The 17,118-nt window shown below is 72.7% G+C and carries 14 protein-coding genes; 4 read left to right on the top strand and 10 right to left on the bottom strand.

Translation table 11 applies throughout. The annotated features are described in order from the left end of the window. Positions 1-39: 39 nt before the first annotated feature. On the bottom strand, positions 40-1,272 hold the full coding sequence (locus FHU33_RS04110) for an HNH endonuclease signature motif containing protein (protein WP_142024206.1): 1,233 nt from the start codon (positions 1,270-1,272) through the stop codon (positions 40-42). A gap of 204 nt (positions 1,273-1,476) precedes the next feature. On the opposite strand from FHU33_RS04110, the gene deoC reads away from it, so the two are divergent. The 4 genes from deoC to FHU33_RS04090 all read left to right on the top strand — a co-directional run bounded on the left by deoC (position 1,477) and on the right by FHU33_RS04090 (position 6,209). Beyond that, entirely contained in the window at positions 1,477-2,472 is a 996-nt protein-coding gene (gene deoC, locus FHU33_RS04105) for a deoxyribose-phosphate aldolase (RefSeq protein ID WP_246063253.1), read from the top strand. Between the two features lie 5 nt (positions 2,473-2,477). Further along, positions 2,478-3,923: an aldehyde dehydrogenase family protein gene (locus FHU33_RS04100; RefSeq protein ID WP_211354997.1), complete on the top strand. Its 1,446-nt coding sequence runs from the start codon at positions 2,478-2,480 to the stop codon at positions 3,921-3,923. After that, positions 3,920-4,789 (top strand): aldehyde dehydrogenase family protein, encoded by an 870-nt coding sequence (locus FHU33_RS04095; RefSeq protein WP_142024205.1) that lies wholly within the window; start codon positions 3,920-3,922, stop codon positions 4,787-4,789. Before FHU33_RS04100 ends, FHU33_RS04095 begins: the two co-directional genes overlap by 4 nt. Positions 4,790-4,859: 70 nt before the next feature. Further along, on the top strand, positions 4,860-6,209 hold the full coding sequence (locus FHU33_RS04090; protein WP_142024204.1) for a hypothetical protein: 1,350 nt from the start codon (positions 4,860-4,862) through the stop codon (positions 6,207-6,209). A 67-nt stretch (positions 6,210-6,276) separates the two neighbouring features. Here the strand turns inward: FHU33_RS04090 and FHU33_RS04085 are convergent, their stop codons facing one another. The 9 genes from FHU33_RS04085 to FHU33_RS04045 all read right to left on the bottom strand — a co-directional run bounded on the left by FHU33_RS04085 (position 6,277) and on the right by FHU33_RS04045 (position 16,970). Then, positions 6,277-7,773: a DEAD/DEAH box helicase gene (locus FHU33_RS04085; protein ID WP_142024203.1), complete on the bottom strand. Its 1,497-nt coding sequence runs from the start codon at positions 7,771-7,773 to the stop codon at positions 6,277-6,279. Between the two features lie 242 nt (positions 7,774-8,015). Beyond that, complete coding sequence (locus FHU33_RS04080; RefSeq protein ID WP_142024202.1) at positions 8,016-9,092, bottom strand: adenosine deaminase; 1,077 nt, start codon at positions 9,090-9,092, stop codon at positions 8,016-8,018. 187 nt (positions 9,093-9,279) lie between these two features. Further along, entirely contained in the window at positions 9,280-10,113 is an 834-nt protein-coding gene (locus FHU33_RS04075) for an ABC transporter permease (protein ID WP_142024201.1), read from the bottom strand. Then, entirely contained in the window at positions 10,110-11,012 is a 903-nt protein-coding gene (locus FHU33_RS04070) for an ABC transporter ATP-binding protein (protein WP_246063252.1), read from the bottom strand. Before FHU33_RS04070 ends, FHU33_RS04075 begins: the two co-directional genes overlap by 4 nt. Positions 11,013-11,166: 154 nt before the next feature. Beyond that, positions 11,167-12,435 carry a thymidine phosphorylase gene (locus FHU33_RS04065; RefSeq protein ID WP_142024200.1) on the bottom strand — a complete coding sequence of 423 codons (1,269 nt, stop codon included), beginning with the start codon at positions 12,433-12,435 and terminating at the stop codon, positions 11,167-11,169. Continuing rightward, positions 12,435-12,875 (bottom strand): cytidine deaminase, encoded by a 441-nt coding sequence (locus FHU33_RS04060; RefSeq protein ID WP_281281613.1) that lies wholly within the window; start codon positions 12,873-12,875, stop codon positions 12,435-12,437. The genes FHU33_RS04065 and FHU33_RS04060 overlap by 1 nt, the downstream gene beginning before the upstream one ends. Beyond that, positions 12,875-14,152 (bottom strand): ABC transporter permease, encoded by a 1,278-nt coding sequence (locus FHU33_RS04055; RefSeq protein WP_142024199.1) that lies wholly within the window; start codon positions 14,150-14,152, stop codon positions 12,875-12,877. Before FHU33_RS04055 ends, FHU33_RS04060 begins: the two co-directional genes overlap by 1 nt. Further along, positions 14,149-15,384: an ABC transporter permease gene (locus FHU33_RS04050; protein WP_142024198.1), complete on the bottom strand. Its 1,236-nt coding sequence runs from the start codon at positions 15,382-15,384 to the stop codon at positions 14,149-14,151. The genes FHU33_RS04055 and FHU33_RS04050 overlap by 4 nt, the downstream gene beginning before the upstream one ends. Next, complete coding sequence (locus tag FHU33_RS04045; protein WP_142024197.1) at positions 15,381-16,970, bottom strand: ABC transporter ATP-binding protein; 1,590 nt, start codon at positions 16,968-16,970, stop codon at positions 15,381-15,383. The genes FHU33_RS04050 and FHU33_RS04045 overlap by 4 nt, the downstream gene beginning before the upstream one ends. Between the last annotated feature and the right edge of the window lie 148 nt (positions 16,971-17,118).

Genomic DNA, 17,118 nt, shown 5'->3' with positions numbered 1-17,118 from the left:
GCCCGGTCCGCGCCCGCTCGCTTCCGTGGTGGAGCCCGCTCAGCCCGTACGGGCGCGCTCCGTCCCGCCGGTGATGCGCTGGAGCACGAGGATCTCGGTGCCGTCGGGTCGCCAGGTGCGCCATCGGCCGTCGGGTTGTCGTTCGACCCGGAAGCCGTGGTGCACCTTGGTGTGGTGACGTTCGCAGAGCAGCGCGGAGTTCTCCAGGCTGGTCGGGCCCTCGTGGAGCACCCACTCCTGGACATGGTGGACGTCGCACCAGTGGGTCGGCGCCTCGCAGCCGGCGAACACGCAGTGCCGCTCCTGCACCTCCACGGCCCGGCGCAGGCCCGGCGGGACGATCCGCTTGGTCCGCCCGTGATCCAGGACCTCGCCGTCGGGCCCCATGACGACCCTGCTGATGGTGCCGTCGCAGGCCAGCCAGCGGGCCCGGGCGGCGGAGATGACGGCGCCGAACCCCATCTCGCCCGCACCGGGGCCGGTGGCCGGGTCGGCCAGGTCCTCGACGTCGATCAGGACGATGACGTGCGGCTTGACCGTGCGCATGATCGGCGCCTGGCCCGAGGCGAGGGTGACGTCGGCCCACTGCACCAGCGCATCACCGAGCTGCTGGGCGCGGGTGCGCAGGTCGCCGGCGGGCCGGTTGGCCTGCACGAACGACTCGAGCACCGACTGCACCTTCTCCCCGCCGACCGCGTCGAGGTCGAAAGCGCCACTCAGGCTGCCGTCGGAGTGCTTCGTCATCCGCAGCGAGCGCTGCTCGGTCGGATCGGGCTCGCTGCCGTCGGGGTCGAGTCGCTCCAGATAGTGGTGCACCACCCGACCCAGGTGCGCGTGCTGGCGGGTGGCAGCCGTCTCCGCGAGCACCGCATCGACCTCGGCCAGGTCCACACCCTGCTCGGCGGCCGCCGCCACGTTCTCCGGCGACACCACCGGGGCGAGCACCGACACCTGCTCGGCGGTGATCTCACCGGCAGCGCAGCCGGCCGCCACCGCAGGCAGATGCTCCAGCACCCGCCCGTTGCGCACGAGCTGACCGGCCGCGGACGGCGAGAGGCGAGCATGCCCGCGCAACCACGACCGCATCGTCTTCAACCCGTCGTGCTCCGGCGCCTGCGTCAGGTCGGCCACCCGCACCGTGCGCGCCAGCTCGGCGTCGATCCGGTTCCGCGCCCGCACCAGCTCCGCGCTCCGGTCCAGCAGCTGGGGCGCAACCATGGCATGCAGGTCCTCGGCGGCGAGGGCGTCCAGCGCCGATGCCAGCTCGCCCACGACACCTCCCACACCGCTCGATCAAGTGTTCGAAGTCTATCGCGCCACAGCGGCTATCGCAGCATGAATCCCCAGGTCAAGGCGCTGTACACAGATGGCGTCAGCCCCTTGACCCACTCCCCGGAGTACGAGCGCAATCGACGCCCCACCCCATCGGGGCTGCAGGTTCGGATCACGAACCCCCGGCAGGGGAGAATGGCGCGCATGACCCACGTGCTCGACCCCGACGCGCTGCCCGACGGCGCGCGCGCGTTGATGACGCCGCTCCCGCCGTACGACGACGTGACGCGCTCCGACTCGGCGTTCCGTGCCTTCCTGCACGGCCTGCCGGGCGTCGACCAGGTGGGCGCCGAGGGTCGCGTCGCGATGCTGGGCACCCGGTCGATCAAGACCACCTCGAAGGCCTGGGCCATCGACACCGCGATCGCGATGGTCGACCTCACCACGCTCGAGGGCGCCGACACCCCCGGCAAGGTGCGATCGCTGGCCGCCAAGGCCCGCCGTCCCGACCCGGGCGACCCCGCCTGCCCGCAGGTCGCGGCCGTCTGCGTCTACGGCGACCTCGCCGGCGTCGCGCGCGAGGCGCTCGGCGACAGCGGCATCCACGTCGCGGCGGTCGCCACCGCGTTCCCCAGTGGCCGCGCCAGCCGCGCGGTGAAGATCGCCGACGTGGAGGACGCCGTGGCCAACGGCGCCGACGAGATCGACATGGTCGTCGACCGCGGCGCCTTCCTCGCCGGCCGCTACCTCGACGTCTACGAGGAGATCGTCGCCGTCAAGGAGGCCTGCGGAGAGGCACACCTCAAGGTCATCCTCGAGACCGGTGAGCTGGTCACGCTGGACAACGTCCGCCGCGCCTCGTGGATCGCCATGCTCGCCGGCGGCGACTTCATCAAGACCTCCACCGGCAAGGTCAACCCGGCCGCGACCCTCCCGGTGAGCCTCGTGATGCTCGAGGCGGTCCGCGACTTCCGCGCCGCGACCGGCCGCCAGATCGGGTTCAAGCCCGCCGGCGGCATCCGGACGACGAAGGACGCGATCAAGCACCTGGTGCTGATCAACGAGACTGTCGGCCCTGACTGGCTGGACCCCGACTGGTTCCGCTTCGGCGCCTCCAGCCTGCTCAACGACCTCCTGCTGCAGCGGCAGAAGCTGCGCACCGGCCACTACTCCGGCCCCGACTACGTCACGGTGGACTGACAGCGATGACCAGCATGTTCGAGTACGCCCCCGCGCCCGAGTCGCGGTCCATCGTCGACATCTCGCCCTCCTACGGCCTCTTCATCGACGGCGAGTTCGTCGACGGCACCGGTGAGGCGTTCAAGAGCGTCAACCCGGCCACCGAAGAGGTCCTCACCGAGGTCTCCTCCGCCAGCGAGGCCGACGTCGACCGTGCCGTGGCCGCCGCCCGGCGCGCGTTCACCCGCGTGTGGGGCCCGATGCGCCCGGCCGACCGCGGCAAGTACCTGTTCCGGATCGCCCGGATCCTCCAGGAGCGCGCCCGCGAGTTCGCCGTCCTGGAGTCGCTGGACAACGGCAAGCCGATCCGGGAGTCCCGCGACGTCGACGTCCCCCTGGCCGCGGCGCACTTCTTCTACCACGCGGGCTGGGCCGACAAGCTCGATCACGCAGGGCTCGGACCCGGCCCGCGGCCGCTGGGCGTGGCCGGCCAGGTCATCCCGTGGAACTTCCCGCTGCTGATGCTCGCGTGGAAGATCGCCCCGGCCCTGGCCACCGGCAACACCGTCGTCCTCAAGCCGGCGGAGACCACGCCGCTCACCGCCCTGCTGTTCGCCGAGGTCTGCCGGCAGGCGGACCTGCCGCCCGGCGTGGTCAACATCGTCACCGGCGCCGGTGACACCGGCCGTGCGGTGGTCGAGCACGGGGACGTCGACAAGGTGGCGTTCACCGGCTCGACGGAGGTCGGCAAGTCGATCGCCCGCGCGGTCGCCGGCACCGCCAAGAAGCTCACCCTCGAACTCGGCGGCAAGGCGGCCAACATCGTCTTCGACGACGCCCCCATCGACCAGGCGGTCGAGGGCATCGTCCAGGGGATCTTCTTCAACCAGGGGCACGTCTGCTGCGCGGGCTCGCGGCTGCTGGTCCAGGAGTCGATCCACGACGAGGTCATCGCCTCGCTGCAGCGGCGGATCGGCACGCTGCGCGTCGGCGACCCGCTGGACAAGAACACCGACATCGGCGCGATCAACAGCGCCGAGCAGCTCGCCCGCATCCGCGAGCTGTCGGACTACGGCGAGGCCGAGGGCGCCCAGCGGTGGCAGCCGGCCTGCGATCTGCCCGACCGCGGCTTCTGGTTCCCGCCGACGGTCTTCACCAACGTCTCCCCCGCGCACCGCATCGCCCGCGACGAGGTGTTCGGGCCGGTGCTCAGCGTGCTCACCTTCCGCACGCCGGACGAGGCCGTCGCGAAGGCCAACAACACGACCTACGGCCTCTCGGCCGGTATCTGGACCGAGAAGGGGTCGCGCATCCTCAAGATCGCCAACCAGCTCCGAGCCGGCGTCGTGTGGGCCAACACGTTCAACAAGTTCGACCCGACGTCGCCGTTCGGCGGCTACAAGCAGTCCGGCTACGGCCGCGAGGGCGGCCGGCACGGGCTCGCCGCCTACCTGAAGGGGAACGATCAGTGAGTTCCGACCGGCTCGCCGTCCGCAAGACCTACAAGCTCTACGTCAACGGCGCCTTCCCGCGCTCGGAGTCCGGGCGCACCTACGAGGTCACCGACACCAAGGGGCACTTCCTCGCCAACGCCGCCTGGGCCTCCCGCAAGGACGCCCGGGACGCCGTCGTCGCCGCCCGCGCCGCGTTCGGCACGTGGTCGGGCGCGACCGCCTACAACCGCGGCCAGGTGCTCTACCGCGTGGCCGAGGTGATGGAGGGCCGGCACGTCCAGTTCTGCGAGGAGGTCGCCGCCGGCGAGGGGCTGTCAGGCTCCAAGGCCCGCGCCGCCGTCGACGCCGCCATCGACCGCTGGGTCTGGTACGCCGGCTGGACCGACAAGCTCGCCGCCGTCCTCGGCGGGGCCAACCCCGTCGCCGGGCCGTACTTCGACTTCTCGATGCCCGAGCCGACCGGCGTCGTCGCCGTCCTGGCGCCGCAGCAGTCCTCGCTGCTCGGCCTGGTCAGCGTCCTGGCGCCGGTGCTGGCCACCGGCAACACGGCCGTCGTCGTGACGTCGAAGGACCGGCCGCTGCCCGCGGTGACGCTCGCCGAGGTGCTCGCGACCAGTGACGTCCCGGCCGGCACGGTCAACCTGCTGACCGGCGACGCCGCGGAGCTGGGCACCTGGCTGGCCGAGCACGCCGACGTCGACGCCATCGACCTGACCGGCGCACCCGCGGGGCGGGCCATGGAGTTCGAGCGCGAGGCGGCCGGCACGGTCAAGCGCGTGCTGCGCGCGCCGGCGGCCGATCCGGACTGGACCGCGGATCCCGGCCTGTCCCGGATGACGCCGTTCCTCGAGACGAAGACGGTGTGGCACCCGATCGGGGTCTAGCGACGCAGCCGGCGCCCCCCGCTCCCCAACCCGGGCGCGCGCCCGGGGGTGGACCGGGCAGGATGGAGCCGTGGCCAGGCCCAGCATCGTCCCGATCGCACTCACCCTCGATGACCGCACCGGCTACACGCTGTGGGCTCCCCCGTGGGAGGAGGACGGGGAGGAGTGGCAGGCGTTCCTCGGCACCACCGAGGACGACGTCGCGAAGGTCCACCTCTTCCCGACCCCCGCGGCGCTCGCCGCGTTCTGCCGGCGCAGCACCGACCACGACCTCGCCGACCACCCCGTGTGGCCGGTCGTCGTGGGGCTCGGTGCCGCCGACCTGACGCCCGACGACGACCACCGGTTCGACCTCGACGGCGTCTACGACATCGCCGCGGAGAGCCCCGACCGGTGGGCCGTCGAGGAGCTGGCCGCGACCGTCGACATCGTCAGCCGGCTCGCCGAGTGCCTGGACACCGGCGGTGACGACGACGAGGACGACGACGAGACCCAGTTCGAGGCCGTCGCCGAGCTGGCCGCCAAGCCCGAGATCGGTTCGCTCGGCCTCGGCGTGGATGCCTTCGTCGGCCGCTCGGGCGAGAACGCCTGGGTCGGCGTCGGGAGTGTCCTCGACGACCTGTGGGAGGACGTCGTCGAGGAGCTCGACGACCACTTCGACTGGACCGGCGCGGGCTCGGCCACGCTCGAGGACTACCCGTCGGCGGCGGGGGCCGAGGACGTCGACACCGACGACGTGGGGGGCGGCCGCGGGGATGACATGGTGCTCGTGGACGACGAGGAGCAGGCGGGCTCGACCGCCGGCGCTCCGGTGCGCACCATTGCCCGCGGGGGCCGGATCAGCGCATCCCCGAGCGAGGTCGCGAAGGCCGGGGCGTTCTGGGAGGCGGTCGGCATCCTGCCCGTCGAGGTCGTCGTCCCCGAGGGCGCCGGGGTGACCCTGCGCTGCTACGTGGAGGACGTCGCCCGCTTCCTGGGCCGCAACGGCGAGGTGTTCGTGTTCGATACCCCCGAAGCGCTCGCGCGCTTCTGCAGGGGCACCGAGGACCACGACCTCATGGAGATCGCCTCCTGGCCGGAGGTCGCCGACACCGACGTCCCGCCACTGCCGGCCGACCAGGACCGCTACGACCTCACCGAGCTCTCCGAGGTGCTGTCCGAGGTGGCCGACGGCGCCGCCGGACTGGTCGACCACCAGGCCTTCGCCCAGCCCGTGGAGGGCGTCCGCGACCTGGCCGAGTACGCGGGCCTCGCCCGCGTCGACGCACTGCTCTCCCCGACGTCCGCTCTCGGCAAGGCCGTCGCCCGCGGTGAGGCCGAGCCGCGGGCGGTGCTCCGCGCCGAGGACGCCGCCACGCTGCGCGGGGAGTGGGACCAGGTCGTCACCCAGATCAGCGGAGCGCTCGTCTTCCGCGATTGAACGCCGAACGACGAAGCGGCCGGCCCCGGGGATCCCGGGACCGGCCGCTTGCGTCAGTGCTCGGTGCTCAGTTGCTGTAGCGCGAGGGCCGGCTCGGCCGACCACCCGAACGCCCGCCGCGCTCGCCACCCGAGGAACGTTCGCCGTACGAGCCACCGGAACGCTCACCGGCCGGCCGCGGCTTGTCGCCGAACGAGCGACGCGGGCCGCCACGGTGACCGCCGGTGGGGCGGTCGCCGTCCCGACGGGGACGGCCGCCGGGACCGCCACCGCCACGACGCATGTCGCGCTGGGTGCGCTCCTTGGGCTCCACCGGGACCCCCTTCGCCACCAGGTCGAGGATCGCCTGGTCGCCCGGACGGATCCGGTCGATGGCCGGGTCGACCTTGGCGGTGCGGAACCGGCGCTTGGACTGGCCCACCTGATCAGGCAGCAGCAGCGAGACGACGACGCCGGCGGCACCGGCGCGGGCGGTGCGGCCCGAGCGGTGCAGGTAGGTCTTGGCGTCCGTCGGCGGGTCGTAGTGCAGGACCAGCGAGACGTCGTCCACGTGGATGCCGCGCGCGGCGACGTCCGTGGCCACCAGGACCGGGGACCGGGCGTCGGTGAACTCCTCCAGGGCGCGCTTGCGCGCGGACTGCGGCAGCCCACCGTGGATGGCCTCGGCCTTGATGCCGGCGGCCTTCAGGTTCTCCGCCAGCCGGTCCACCCCCAGCTGGGTGCGAGCGAAGACGATCGTGCGTCCGGGGCGGCCGGCGAGCTCGGTCGCCACCTGCAGCTTGTCGCGGAAGGCGAGGCTGAACGCCAGGTGCTCGGCCGGCGGCGCGTCGTCGCCGGTGCGCTTGACCTCGTGGCGCGCCGGGTCCTTGAGGTAGCGGCGGACCAGGGAATCGACCTCGCCGTCCAGCGTGGCCGAGAACAGCAGCCGCTGGGCGTTGCGGTCGGTCTGGTCGAGCAGTTCCTTGACGACCGGGAGGAAGCCCAGGTCGGCCATGAAGTCGGCCTCGTCCAGCACGGTCACGACGACCTCGGCGAGGGTCGCCTCACCCTGGCTGATCAGGTCCTGCAGCCGGCCAGGGGTGGCGATGATGACGTCGACGCCGCGACGGAGCTGCTGGATCTGGCGGTACATGGGCGCACCGCCGTAGACGGTGGCCAGCTGGACACCGGTGGCCTGGCCGAGGGGCGCCAGGTTGTCGTGCACCTGCTGGGCCAGCTCGCGGGTCGGGACGAGGACCAGCCCGCGCGGGGCACGGCGGCCGTTCTTGACCTCGGCGCCGATGCGGGCGAGCAGCGGCAGGCCGAAGGCCAGCGTCTTGCCCGAACCGGTGGCGGCCTTGCCGAGCACGTCGCGCCCGGCGAGAGCGTCCGGGAGGGCGGAGGTCTGGATGGCGAACGGGCGGTGGATGCCGCGGCGCTCGAGCGCCGTCACCAGCAGCTGGGGCAGGCCCAGCTCGTGGAACGTCGGCCCGGTCGCGGCCTCGACGGCGGTGTTCTCGGTGGTGTTATGAACGGCGTTCTCAGTCGTGTTGGACTCGAACGAGACAGGGTGGACCAAAGTCATGCGGGGTGGGGCTCCGATACAGCTCGGAGCGCGTCCCGTGGAAGAGGAGGAGCACCGTCAGGTACCGGCGTCCTCACTTGGCGATCGTGTGCGCCCAGGGATGGAACGCGTGATCTGCACGGATGCGCTCATGCCCGGACCAACCGTCCGGGAGGATGACCGGCGTTGCGCCGGTACGCCCAGGTTAGCAGCGGTGATCGCCGGACGATTCCCCAGGACCGGGTGTCAACGGTCACCCTCCGTCAGGACCGCAGTCCCGCGTACCCCGGCCGGACGACCGTCTCGAGCAGGCGGGCGCGCTCCCCGTCGTCGAGGAAGGCGCCGGTCAGCGCACGCTCGGTGACCGTCCGGACGTCGTCCCAGGACCAGCCGAACGTGCCGGCGACCGCGGCGATCTCGCTGCTGGCGGACACCCCGCTCATCAGCCGGTTGTCGGTGTTGAGCGTGACGGCGAAGCCGAGCCGGTGCAGCCGGTCGACCGGGTGCTCGGCCAGGGACGGGTAGGCGCCGGTCTGCACGTTGGACGACGGCGCGATCTCAAGCGTCACCTGCTCGTCGCGCACCCGTCGCGCCAGCGGGCCGAGCGTTCCGTCCGCGGCGACCTCGTCGGCGATGCGGACGCCGTGACCCAGGCGCTCGGCGCGCGCCCCGTCCAGCGCGGCGCGGATGCTGTCGACGCCGGCGGCCTCACCGGCGTGGATCGTGCGGTGCGCCCGGGCACCGTCGAGCACGCCGATGGCCGAGGGGATCCGGTCCGGCGGGAAGCCCATCTCGGGGCCCGCGAGGTCGAACCCGACCACCCCGGCGTCGCGATACCGGACGACCAGGCCGGCGACCTCGTCCCAGCGGTCGGCCTGGCGCATGGCGCACAGCAGGGCCCCCACGCGGATCGGGGTGCCGGCCTCGGCTGCCTTCCGGCCACCCACGGCGAAGCCGTCCACCATCGCCTCGACCACGGCGTCGATGGGGAGCCCCTCAGCCGTGGAGAGCTCGGGGGCGAACCGGACCTCCGCGTACACGACGCCGTCGGCGGCCAGGTCCAGCGCGCACTCGCGCGCGACCCGGTGGATGGCCTCCGGGCGCTGCATCACGCCGACCGTGTGCGCGAACGTCGCCAGGTACTGCACCAGCGAGCCGGAGTACGCCGCCTGCCGGAACCAGGCGCCCAACTCGGTGGCGTCGGAGGCGGGCAGGTCGCGGTAGCCGGCCTCGTCGGCCAGCTCGAGCACCGTCTGCGGGCGCAGGCCGCCGTCCAGGTGGTCGTGCAGGAGCACCTTCGGCGCGCGGCGGATCGACTCGGCGGTCAGTGGGACTGGCACGCGAGAAAGTTACCTGGCACGGGTCGCGCCGAGCGGGGGCCCGGAGGGCTCCCCGAGGCGGGACGGGATAGCAACTCCGCGCAGCGGGTCGCGTCGAGCGGGGGCCCGGAGGGCTCCCCGAGGCGGGACGGGAAGGGCTCAACGCCGTTGGGGCACGGCCGTTGGCCGCGTTGACGTCCGGAGGACGTCAGTGTGCAGAGTCCTGCCAGCGGAAGGTGGCGACGCAGAGCAGCAGCCCGGCGACGCACCACGCGCCCAGGACCAGCGCGATCCGGCCGAGCTCCCAGCTGCCCGCCGGCTCGGAGGCGGCCATCACGTCGGGCAGGAAGACCGAGCGCAGCCCCTGCGCCATCCACTTCAGCGGGAAGAGGGCCGCCACCGTCTGCATCCACGTCGGGATCTCGCTGAACTGGAAGAACACCCCGGAGATGAACTGGAGCAGCAGGGCGAACGGCGTGACCGTCGCCGAGGCCGACCGGCCGTTCTTGGCCAGGCTCGACAGGGCGATCCCCAGCAGCGTGCAGGCGGCCGCACCGAGGCCGGCCACCCAGGCGAAGGTCAGCCATTCGGCACCCGAGGGCAGGTCGATGCCGTAGAAGACGACGCCGATCAGCAGCAGGACGACGATGATCGCCACGGTGACGGCGAGCACCTGGACGACCTTCCCGACGAAGTAGGCGCTCTTCGGCATCGGCGTCCCGGCCAGGCTCTTCAGCGTTCCGTCCGAGCGCTCGGTCGCGATGCTGATCGCCATGTTCTGCATGCTGGCGCCGAGGATGCCGGCCGCGATGATCCCGGCCATGAAGTACTGGGTGAACGTGACGCCGTTGCCGAGGTCGAAGTTCAGCACCGCGCCGAACACGACGAGCAGCAGCACCGGCAGCATGAGGGTGAAGACCACCGACTCCCGCTGCCGGAAGAACTCCTTGAGCTCGACCGAGGCGCGCGAGCGGTAGACGCTCGGCAGGGACGGCAGCGGCCGCGTGGTCACCGGGGACTGCGTGGTTGCCGGGGTGGTCATCGGGCCTCACCGATCATCTGCAGGTACACGTCCTCGAGGGTGGGCCGGGCCACCGCCAGCTCGGGGACCTCGCCGGGGAAGCGGGTGGCGAGCTCGCGCAGCAGCGCGGTCGGCGTCGCCGTGGCCTCGGTGCGGCGGGTGCCGTCCTCGGTCCAGCTGACGACGGCGGGGGCGGTCTCGCGGCCGCCCAGCAGGGACGGGACCGCCACCTCGACCAGCCGGCCGCGGGTGATGACGCCGACGCGGTCGGCCAGCGCCTCCGCTTCGTCCAGGTAGTGGGTGGTCAGCAGCATCGTGGTGCCGAGCTCGCGCAGCGACCGGATCAGCGACCAGAACTGGCGCCGGGCCTCGGGGTCGAATCCGGTGGTCGGCTCGTCCAGGAAGAGCAGGGTGGGCCGGCCGACGATGCCGAGGGCGACGTCGAGCCGGCGACGCTGGCCACCGGAGAGCGACTTCCCGCGGACGCCGGCCTTCTCGGTGAGGCCGACCAGCTCCAGCACCTCGTCGGGGTCGCGCGGGTCGGCGTAGTAGGACGCCTGTGCGGTCAGCATCTCCCGGGTGGTCAGCTGGCTGTCGCCGGCACCGGACTGCAGCACGATACCCAGCTGCGCCTTCCACGCGCGCGCCCCGCCGGCCGGATCCTGGCCCAGCACCCGGACCTCGCCGGCGTCGCGGGCGCGGTAGCCCTCGCAGATCTCGACCGTCGTCGTCTTGCCCGCACCGTTGGGGCCGAGCAGCGCGAAGATCTCGCCGCGCCGGATGTCGAGGTCGAGCCCGTCGACGGCGACGAAGTCGCCGTACCGCTTGACCAGGCCCCGGATGGAGATGGCGGCGTCCGCGTCGAGCGGCTCGCCGGAGTGCGGCGCCGCCACAGGAGGAGCCGCCGGAGTACGTGTCACGACACGACAGTCTCCCAGCCCTGTCACGCCGAGTGGGCCCCGGAGGCGTGACACGAGACGCTCGATGCAACGGCCACGTGCGTGGTCGCGATGCGATCCGGAGGATCGCAGTGTCACGGCTCCTGGTCGCGGTGCGGCCCGGAGGGTCGCGATGTCATTCGATGCGGTCCAGGATCAGCGGCAGCGGCTGCTCGTCGGTGTCGATGCCGATCGCGCCCTCGAGCGCCTCCAGCGCGCGCGGGATGCGGCTCGCGTCGTCGGCCTGCAGCTCCAGCAGCGGCTGGCCCGCGGTCACCTGCTCCCCCACCCCCGCTCGCCAGACGACGCCGGCCGCGGCCGAGACCGGGTCCTCCTTGCGGGCCCGCCCGGCGCCCAGCCGCCAGGCCGCGACGCCGAGCGAGAAGGCGTCCAGCCGGGTCAGCGTGCCGGTCGACGGGGCGGTCACCACGTGGGTCTCGGCCGGCGCCGGCAGGGGCGCGTCCGGATCACCGCCCTGGGCGGCGATCATCCGCCGCCAGACGTCCATCGCCCGGCCGTCGGCCAGCGCGTCGGCGGGGTCGACGTCGTCCCGCCCGGCCCCGGCCAGCATCTCGCGCGCCAGGGCGAGCGTCAGCTCGACGACGTCGGCCGGTCCGCCTCCGGCGAGCACCTCGACCGACTCCGCCACCTCGACGGCGTTGCCCGCGGCGCGGCCCAGCGGCCGGTCCATCGCCGTCACCAGTGCGACCGTCTTCACTCCGGCCGCCTCGCCGAGACCCACCATCGTGCGGGCCAGCTCCCGGGACGTCTCGGGATCCTTCATGAACGCTCCGGAGCCGGTCTTGACGTCCAGCACCAGTGCGTCGGCGCCCTCGGCGATCTTCTTGCTCATGATCGAGCTGGCGATCAGCGGGATGGACTCGACCGTGGCGGTGACGTCGCGCAGCGCGTAGAGCAACTTGTCGGCGGGCGCGAGGTCGTTGCCCGCCGCGCAGATCACCGCGCCCACCTCGCGCAGCTGCCGGAGGTAGGCCTCCTCGTGGACGTCGGCCCGCCACCCGGGGATGGCCTCCAGCTTGTCCAGCGTGCCGCCGGTGTGCCCGAGCCCGCGGCCCGACAGCTGCGGCACCGCGACCCCGCAGGCGGCGACCAGCGGCGCCAGGGGGAGCGTGATCTTGTCGCCCACGCCGCCGGTGGAGTGCTTGTCGGCGGTGGGGCGGCCGAGCGAGGAGAGGTCCTTGCGCTCGCCCGAGTCGATCATCGCCTGCGTCCACACGGCCAGCTCGTCAGCGGACATGCCGCGGAAGAACACCGCCATGAGCAGCGCGCTCATCTGCTCGTCGGGCACCGAGCCCGCGGTGTAGGCGCCGATGATCCAGCGGATCTGCTCGGGCGTGAGCTGTCCGCCGTCCCGCTTGGTGCGGAGCACGTCGATCGCGTCCATCAGCCCTGTCCCCGCTCGGCCGCGGCGACGAGATCGTCCGGACCGAAGGCGTCGGGCAGCACCTCGCGCATGGGCACGATGCCGAGCGACACGGTCTCGATGAGCATGTCCGCTCCCCCGTGCTCCCACAGCAGCTGCCGGCACCGCCCGCAGGGCATCAGCGGCCGGCCGTCGCCACCCACGCAGGCCACGGCGACGAGCCGGCCGCCGCCGGTGCGGGCCAGGTCGCTGACCATCCCGCACTCGGCGCACAGGCCCAGCCCGTAGGAGGCGTTCTCCACGTTGCAGCCCGTCACGACGCGACCGTCGTCCACGAGGCCGGCGACGCCGACGGGGAACTTCGAGTACGGCGCGTAGGCGCGGGTCATCGCCTCCCGCGCGGCCGCCCGCAGAGCGTCCCAGGCAGCGTCGTCCACCCGCCCCACCACCCCGTCAGTCACTAGTGCTCTCCTCGTCGGTAGACCAGCCCGTTGGCCTTGGGCATCCGTAGTCGCTGGGATGCCAGCGACAGCACGAGCAGAGTCGTGATGTGCGGGGTGAAGAAGACGATCCCGTCGGGGAGCACGTCGATGGTGAGGAAGCCGACCAGTGCGGCGGCCGCGAACGCGCCGGCGAGGATGGCCTGCAGCAGCTTGCGCCGCACCGCCTGGTAGACCGCCACCGCGGCCAGCAGGACGGCGACCAGCAGCAGCAGTGCCACGACCGCCGTCCGGCTGCGCAGCTGCAGCGCATCGGCGAAGCCGAACAGGCCGGCACCGGCCGCCAGGCCACCGGGTCGCCAGTTGCCGAAGATCAGCGCCGCCAGCCCGATGAAGCCACGGCCGCCCGTCTGCCCCTCGCGATAGATGCCGGCGATGAACACCAGGAAGACCCCGCCGAGGCCGGCGAGGGCACCGGAGATGATCACCGCGATGTACTTCAGCCGGATGACCGGGACACCGAGGGAGTCCGCGGCCGCCGGGTTCTCGCCGCACGAGCGCAGCCGCAGCCCGAAGGCAGTCCGCCACAGCACCACGTAGCTGATCGGGACCAGCAGGACGGCGAACAGGGTGAGCAGTCCGACGCCGCTGGTCAGGCCGCGCAGCAGGCCCGCGACATCGCTGAGCAGGAACCAACCCTTCGCCTCGAGGTCGCCCAGCACGTCCGGCCCGGACGAGAGCCCTGGCACCGAGAACGACGGTGGCTGGCTGGCGAGGGACGGTGACTGCGTCGGTCCGCCACCGGTTCCGTCGACGTAGACCAGTTCCGAGAGGAAGCGCACGACCCCCTCGGCGAGGAGGTTGATCGCCACACCGGAGACCACGTGGTCCACACCGAAGCTGACGGTGGCGACCGCGTGCACGAGGCCACCGATCGCCCCGAAGGTGGCTCCGACGACGAGCGCACCGGCCCAGCCCCAGTGCCAGCCGCCCCAGCCGGCACCCCAGGTGCCCAGGACCATCATCCCCTCGAGGCCGATGTTGACCACGCCGGCGCGTTCGGCGAAGAGCCCGCCGAGCGCCGCCAGGCCGATCGGCACCGCCAGGAGCAGCGCCGCGGACAGGGTCGAGGACGACGTCAGCTCCTGCTGACCGGAGATGACGCGGACGACGGAGAACACGACGATCGCGCCGACGACCAGCCACATGATCCGCCGCTGCCGGCCACCGCCGGTGAGCAGATCGGTCAGTGGTCCGCGGCTGGGCCGGGTGTCCGGGGATTCCGCGACGGTGCTCATGCCTGCGCTCCCCGCGGCTGCCCGGGAACCCCGGCACGGACCCGCTGTCCGCCGCTGTTGCCGGGCGGACCGTCGTCGGGAACCGGCGTGCCCCCACCGCCGTCCCCGCCGCCGTCGGGAGGCGAGGACGACGCGCCGGCCCGTTCGGCCGACCGCAGGGCCAGCCGGCGAGCGACCTCGTTGGCGATGACGACGGCCAGCACGATCGTTCCCTGGATGATCGTGACCACCGAGGCCGGGATGTCGGCGAACTGCAGCGGCAGCGCGGCGCGGTCGAGGAAGGCGAACAGCAGCGCCGCCACGGCGACGCCCACGGGGCTGTTGCGCCCCAGCAGGGCCACCGCGATGCCGAGGAAGCCGAGCCCGGCGGTGAACTCGGTACCGAAGGCACGACTGTCGCCGAGCAGGTCCGGCAGGCCGATCAGCCCGGCCACGGCGCCGGAGAGCAACATCGTCTTGACCACCATGCCGCGGGCGTCGACGCCGCTCGCGGTCGCCGCCGACGGCGACAGGCCGGTGGCCCGGAGATCGAACCCGAAGCGGGTGCGCTCGAGCAACACCGCGATCGCCACGCCGACGACGATCGCCACCACGAGGAAGCCGAAGAGCTCGGTCCGGGGCTCGGCCAGCCCCATGCCGGTCAGCAGGCCGTTGAGGCTCGGGAACCAGCCGGACTCCGGGATCTCCCGGGTGGTGATCACCGAGGCACCCTCGGGGCTGCCCCGGAAGGGGCCGGTGAGCAGGAAGGACGCCGTTCCCAGGGCGATGAAGTTGAGCATGATCGAGCTGATGACCTCGCTGACGCCGCGGGTCACCTTCAGCACGCCGACGATGCCGGCCCACAACGCCCCGACGAGCATCGCGACCACCACGATCAGCAGCACGTGCAGCGGGCCGGGCAGCACCACGGCTGCACCCACCGCCGCGGCGACGATCGTGGCGATCCGGTACTGGCCCTCGACGCCGATGTTGAACAAGCCCATCCGGAAGGCGATCGACACCGCCAGGCCGGCCAGGAACAGCGGAACCGCCCGGTTGAGGATGACGACGATCGACTGGACCTGCTGCGACGGGGAGTCGCCGAGGTCCAGCATCACCCGCAGCGCGCTGAGCGGGTTTTCCCCGATCAGCGCGATGACGAGAGCGGAGATGACCAGCGCGACCAGCACGGCGAGGACCGGGCCGAACAGGGCCAGCCCGGTACGGCGCACTCTCGCGGTGACGGCGCTCATGCCGCGCCCGCCGCGCTCCGTGCGCCGGTCATGTAGCCGCCGAGCTCCTCGGGCGTGACGCGCCGGGGGTCGACCGTCGCGACCAGCGCGCCGCGCAGCATGACGTGCAGCGTGTCGGACAGCCCGATCAGCTCGTCGAGGTCGGCGGAGACGAGGACGATCCCGAGCCCCTCGGCCCGGGCATCCTTGAGCAGCTCCCAGATCCCGGCCTGCGCGCCGACGTCGACGCCACGGGTGGGATGGGCGGCGACGAGCAGGCGGGGGTTCGCGCTCATCTCGCGGCCCACGATCAGCTTCTGCTGGTTGCCGCCGGACAGCGCGACGGCGAGGGTGTCCGCGCCGGGGGCCCGGACGTCGTACTCCCGCATGATCCGCTCGGTGTCGGCGCGCGCCCCTCTTCGGTCGATGAACAGCCCCTTCGCCGCGGGCGGGCGCGTCTGGTGGCCGAGGATCCGGTTCTCCCAGAGCGGCGCGTCGAGCAGCATGCCCTGCCGGTGGCGGTCCTCGGGGATGAAGCCGACGCCGGCCTCCCGGCGGGCGCGGGTGGACCACGTGGTGACGTCGTCGTCGCCGAGCCGCACCTCGCCACCAGCCAGCGGGCGCAGCCCCATGATCGCGTCCACGAGCTCTGCCTGGCCGTTGCCCTCGACGCCCGCGATGCCGACGACCTCGCCCTCGCGGACGGTGAGGCTGACGTCGTCGACCAGCGGCCGGCCGACGACGCCGACGACGGTGAGGTGCTCGAGCCGGAGCACCGGGGTGTCGCGGACGGTCGACGTGCGGGTCTCCGGCGTGGGCAGCTCGGAGCCGACCATCAGCTCGGCGAGCTGCTTGGCCGACGTCGTCCGGGGATCGGCGGTGCCGACCGTCGTGCCGCGCCGGATGACGGTGATCGAATCGGCGACGCGGCGCACCTCGTCGAGCTTGTGCGAGATGAAGATGACGGTCAGGCCCTCGCGCTTGAGCTCGGCGAGGTTGCCGAACAGCTCGTCCACCTCCTGGGGCACGAGGACGGCGGTCGGCTCGTCCAGGATCAGCGTGGTCGCCCCGCGGTAGAGCACCTTGGCGATCTCGACCCGCTGCCGGTCCCCGACGCCGAGGTCCTCCACGAGCACATCGGGCTCGAGGCCGAGGGCGTAGCGGTCGGAGATCTCGGTGATCCGGCGGCGGGCCTCTGCCCGGTCCAGCCGGCCCGCCCGGGTGGGCTCGCTGCCCAGGACGACGTTCTCCAGGACGGTGAAGTTGTCGGCCAGCATGAAGTGCTGGTGCACCATGCCGATTCCGGCCTCGATCGCGTCCGCGGGACTGCGGAAGCGCACCTCGCGGCCGTTCAGCAGGATGTCGCCCTCGTCCGGGCGGTGCATGCCGTAGAGGGTCTTCATCAGCGTCGACTTGCCGGCGCCGTTCTCCCCCACGATCGCGTGCACCTCGCCGCGCCGCACCCGTAGTTCGATGTCGCGGTTGGCGACCACACCCGGGAAGCGCTTGGTGATCCCGCGCAACTCCACCGCATAGGGGGCATCGTCGCTGCGCCCGGACTGCCCGGCGGGCGGACGGTCGCCCGCCGTCGCTCCTGTTGCGGCCATGGTGGGCCTTTCCCTCATGTGCGACCACGGGTGCGCGGTGCACGTCTGCTCGTCTTCGTCGGTGGCGAAGGGGTCGACCGTCGTCACCGGCTCGACCGGCTGCCCGGCCCATGCGCCAGGTGCCCGGAATACGGCTGGCCGCATGATG

It is taken from the genome of Blastococcus colisei (assembly GCF_006717095.1).
GTDB lineage: Bacteria > Actinomycetota > Actinomycetes > Mycobacteriales > Geodermatophilaceae > Blastococcus_B > Blastococcus_B colisei.
The sequence above is the reverse complement of the archived record's forward strand: the minus strand, read 5'-3'. Positions and strand labels throughout refer to the sequence as shown.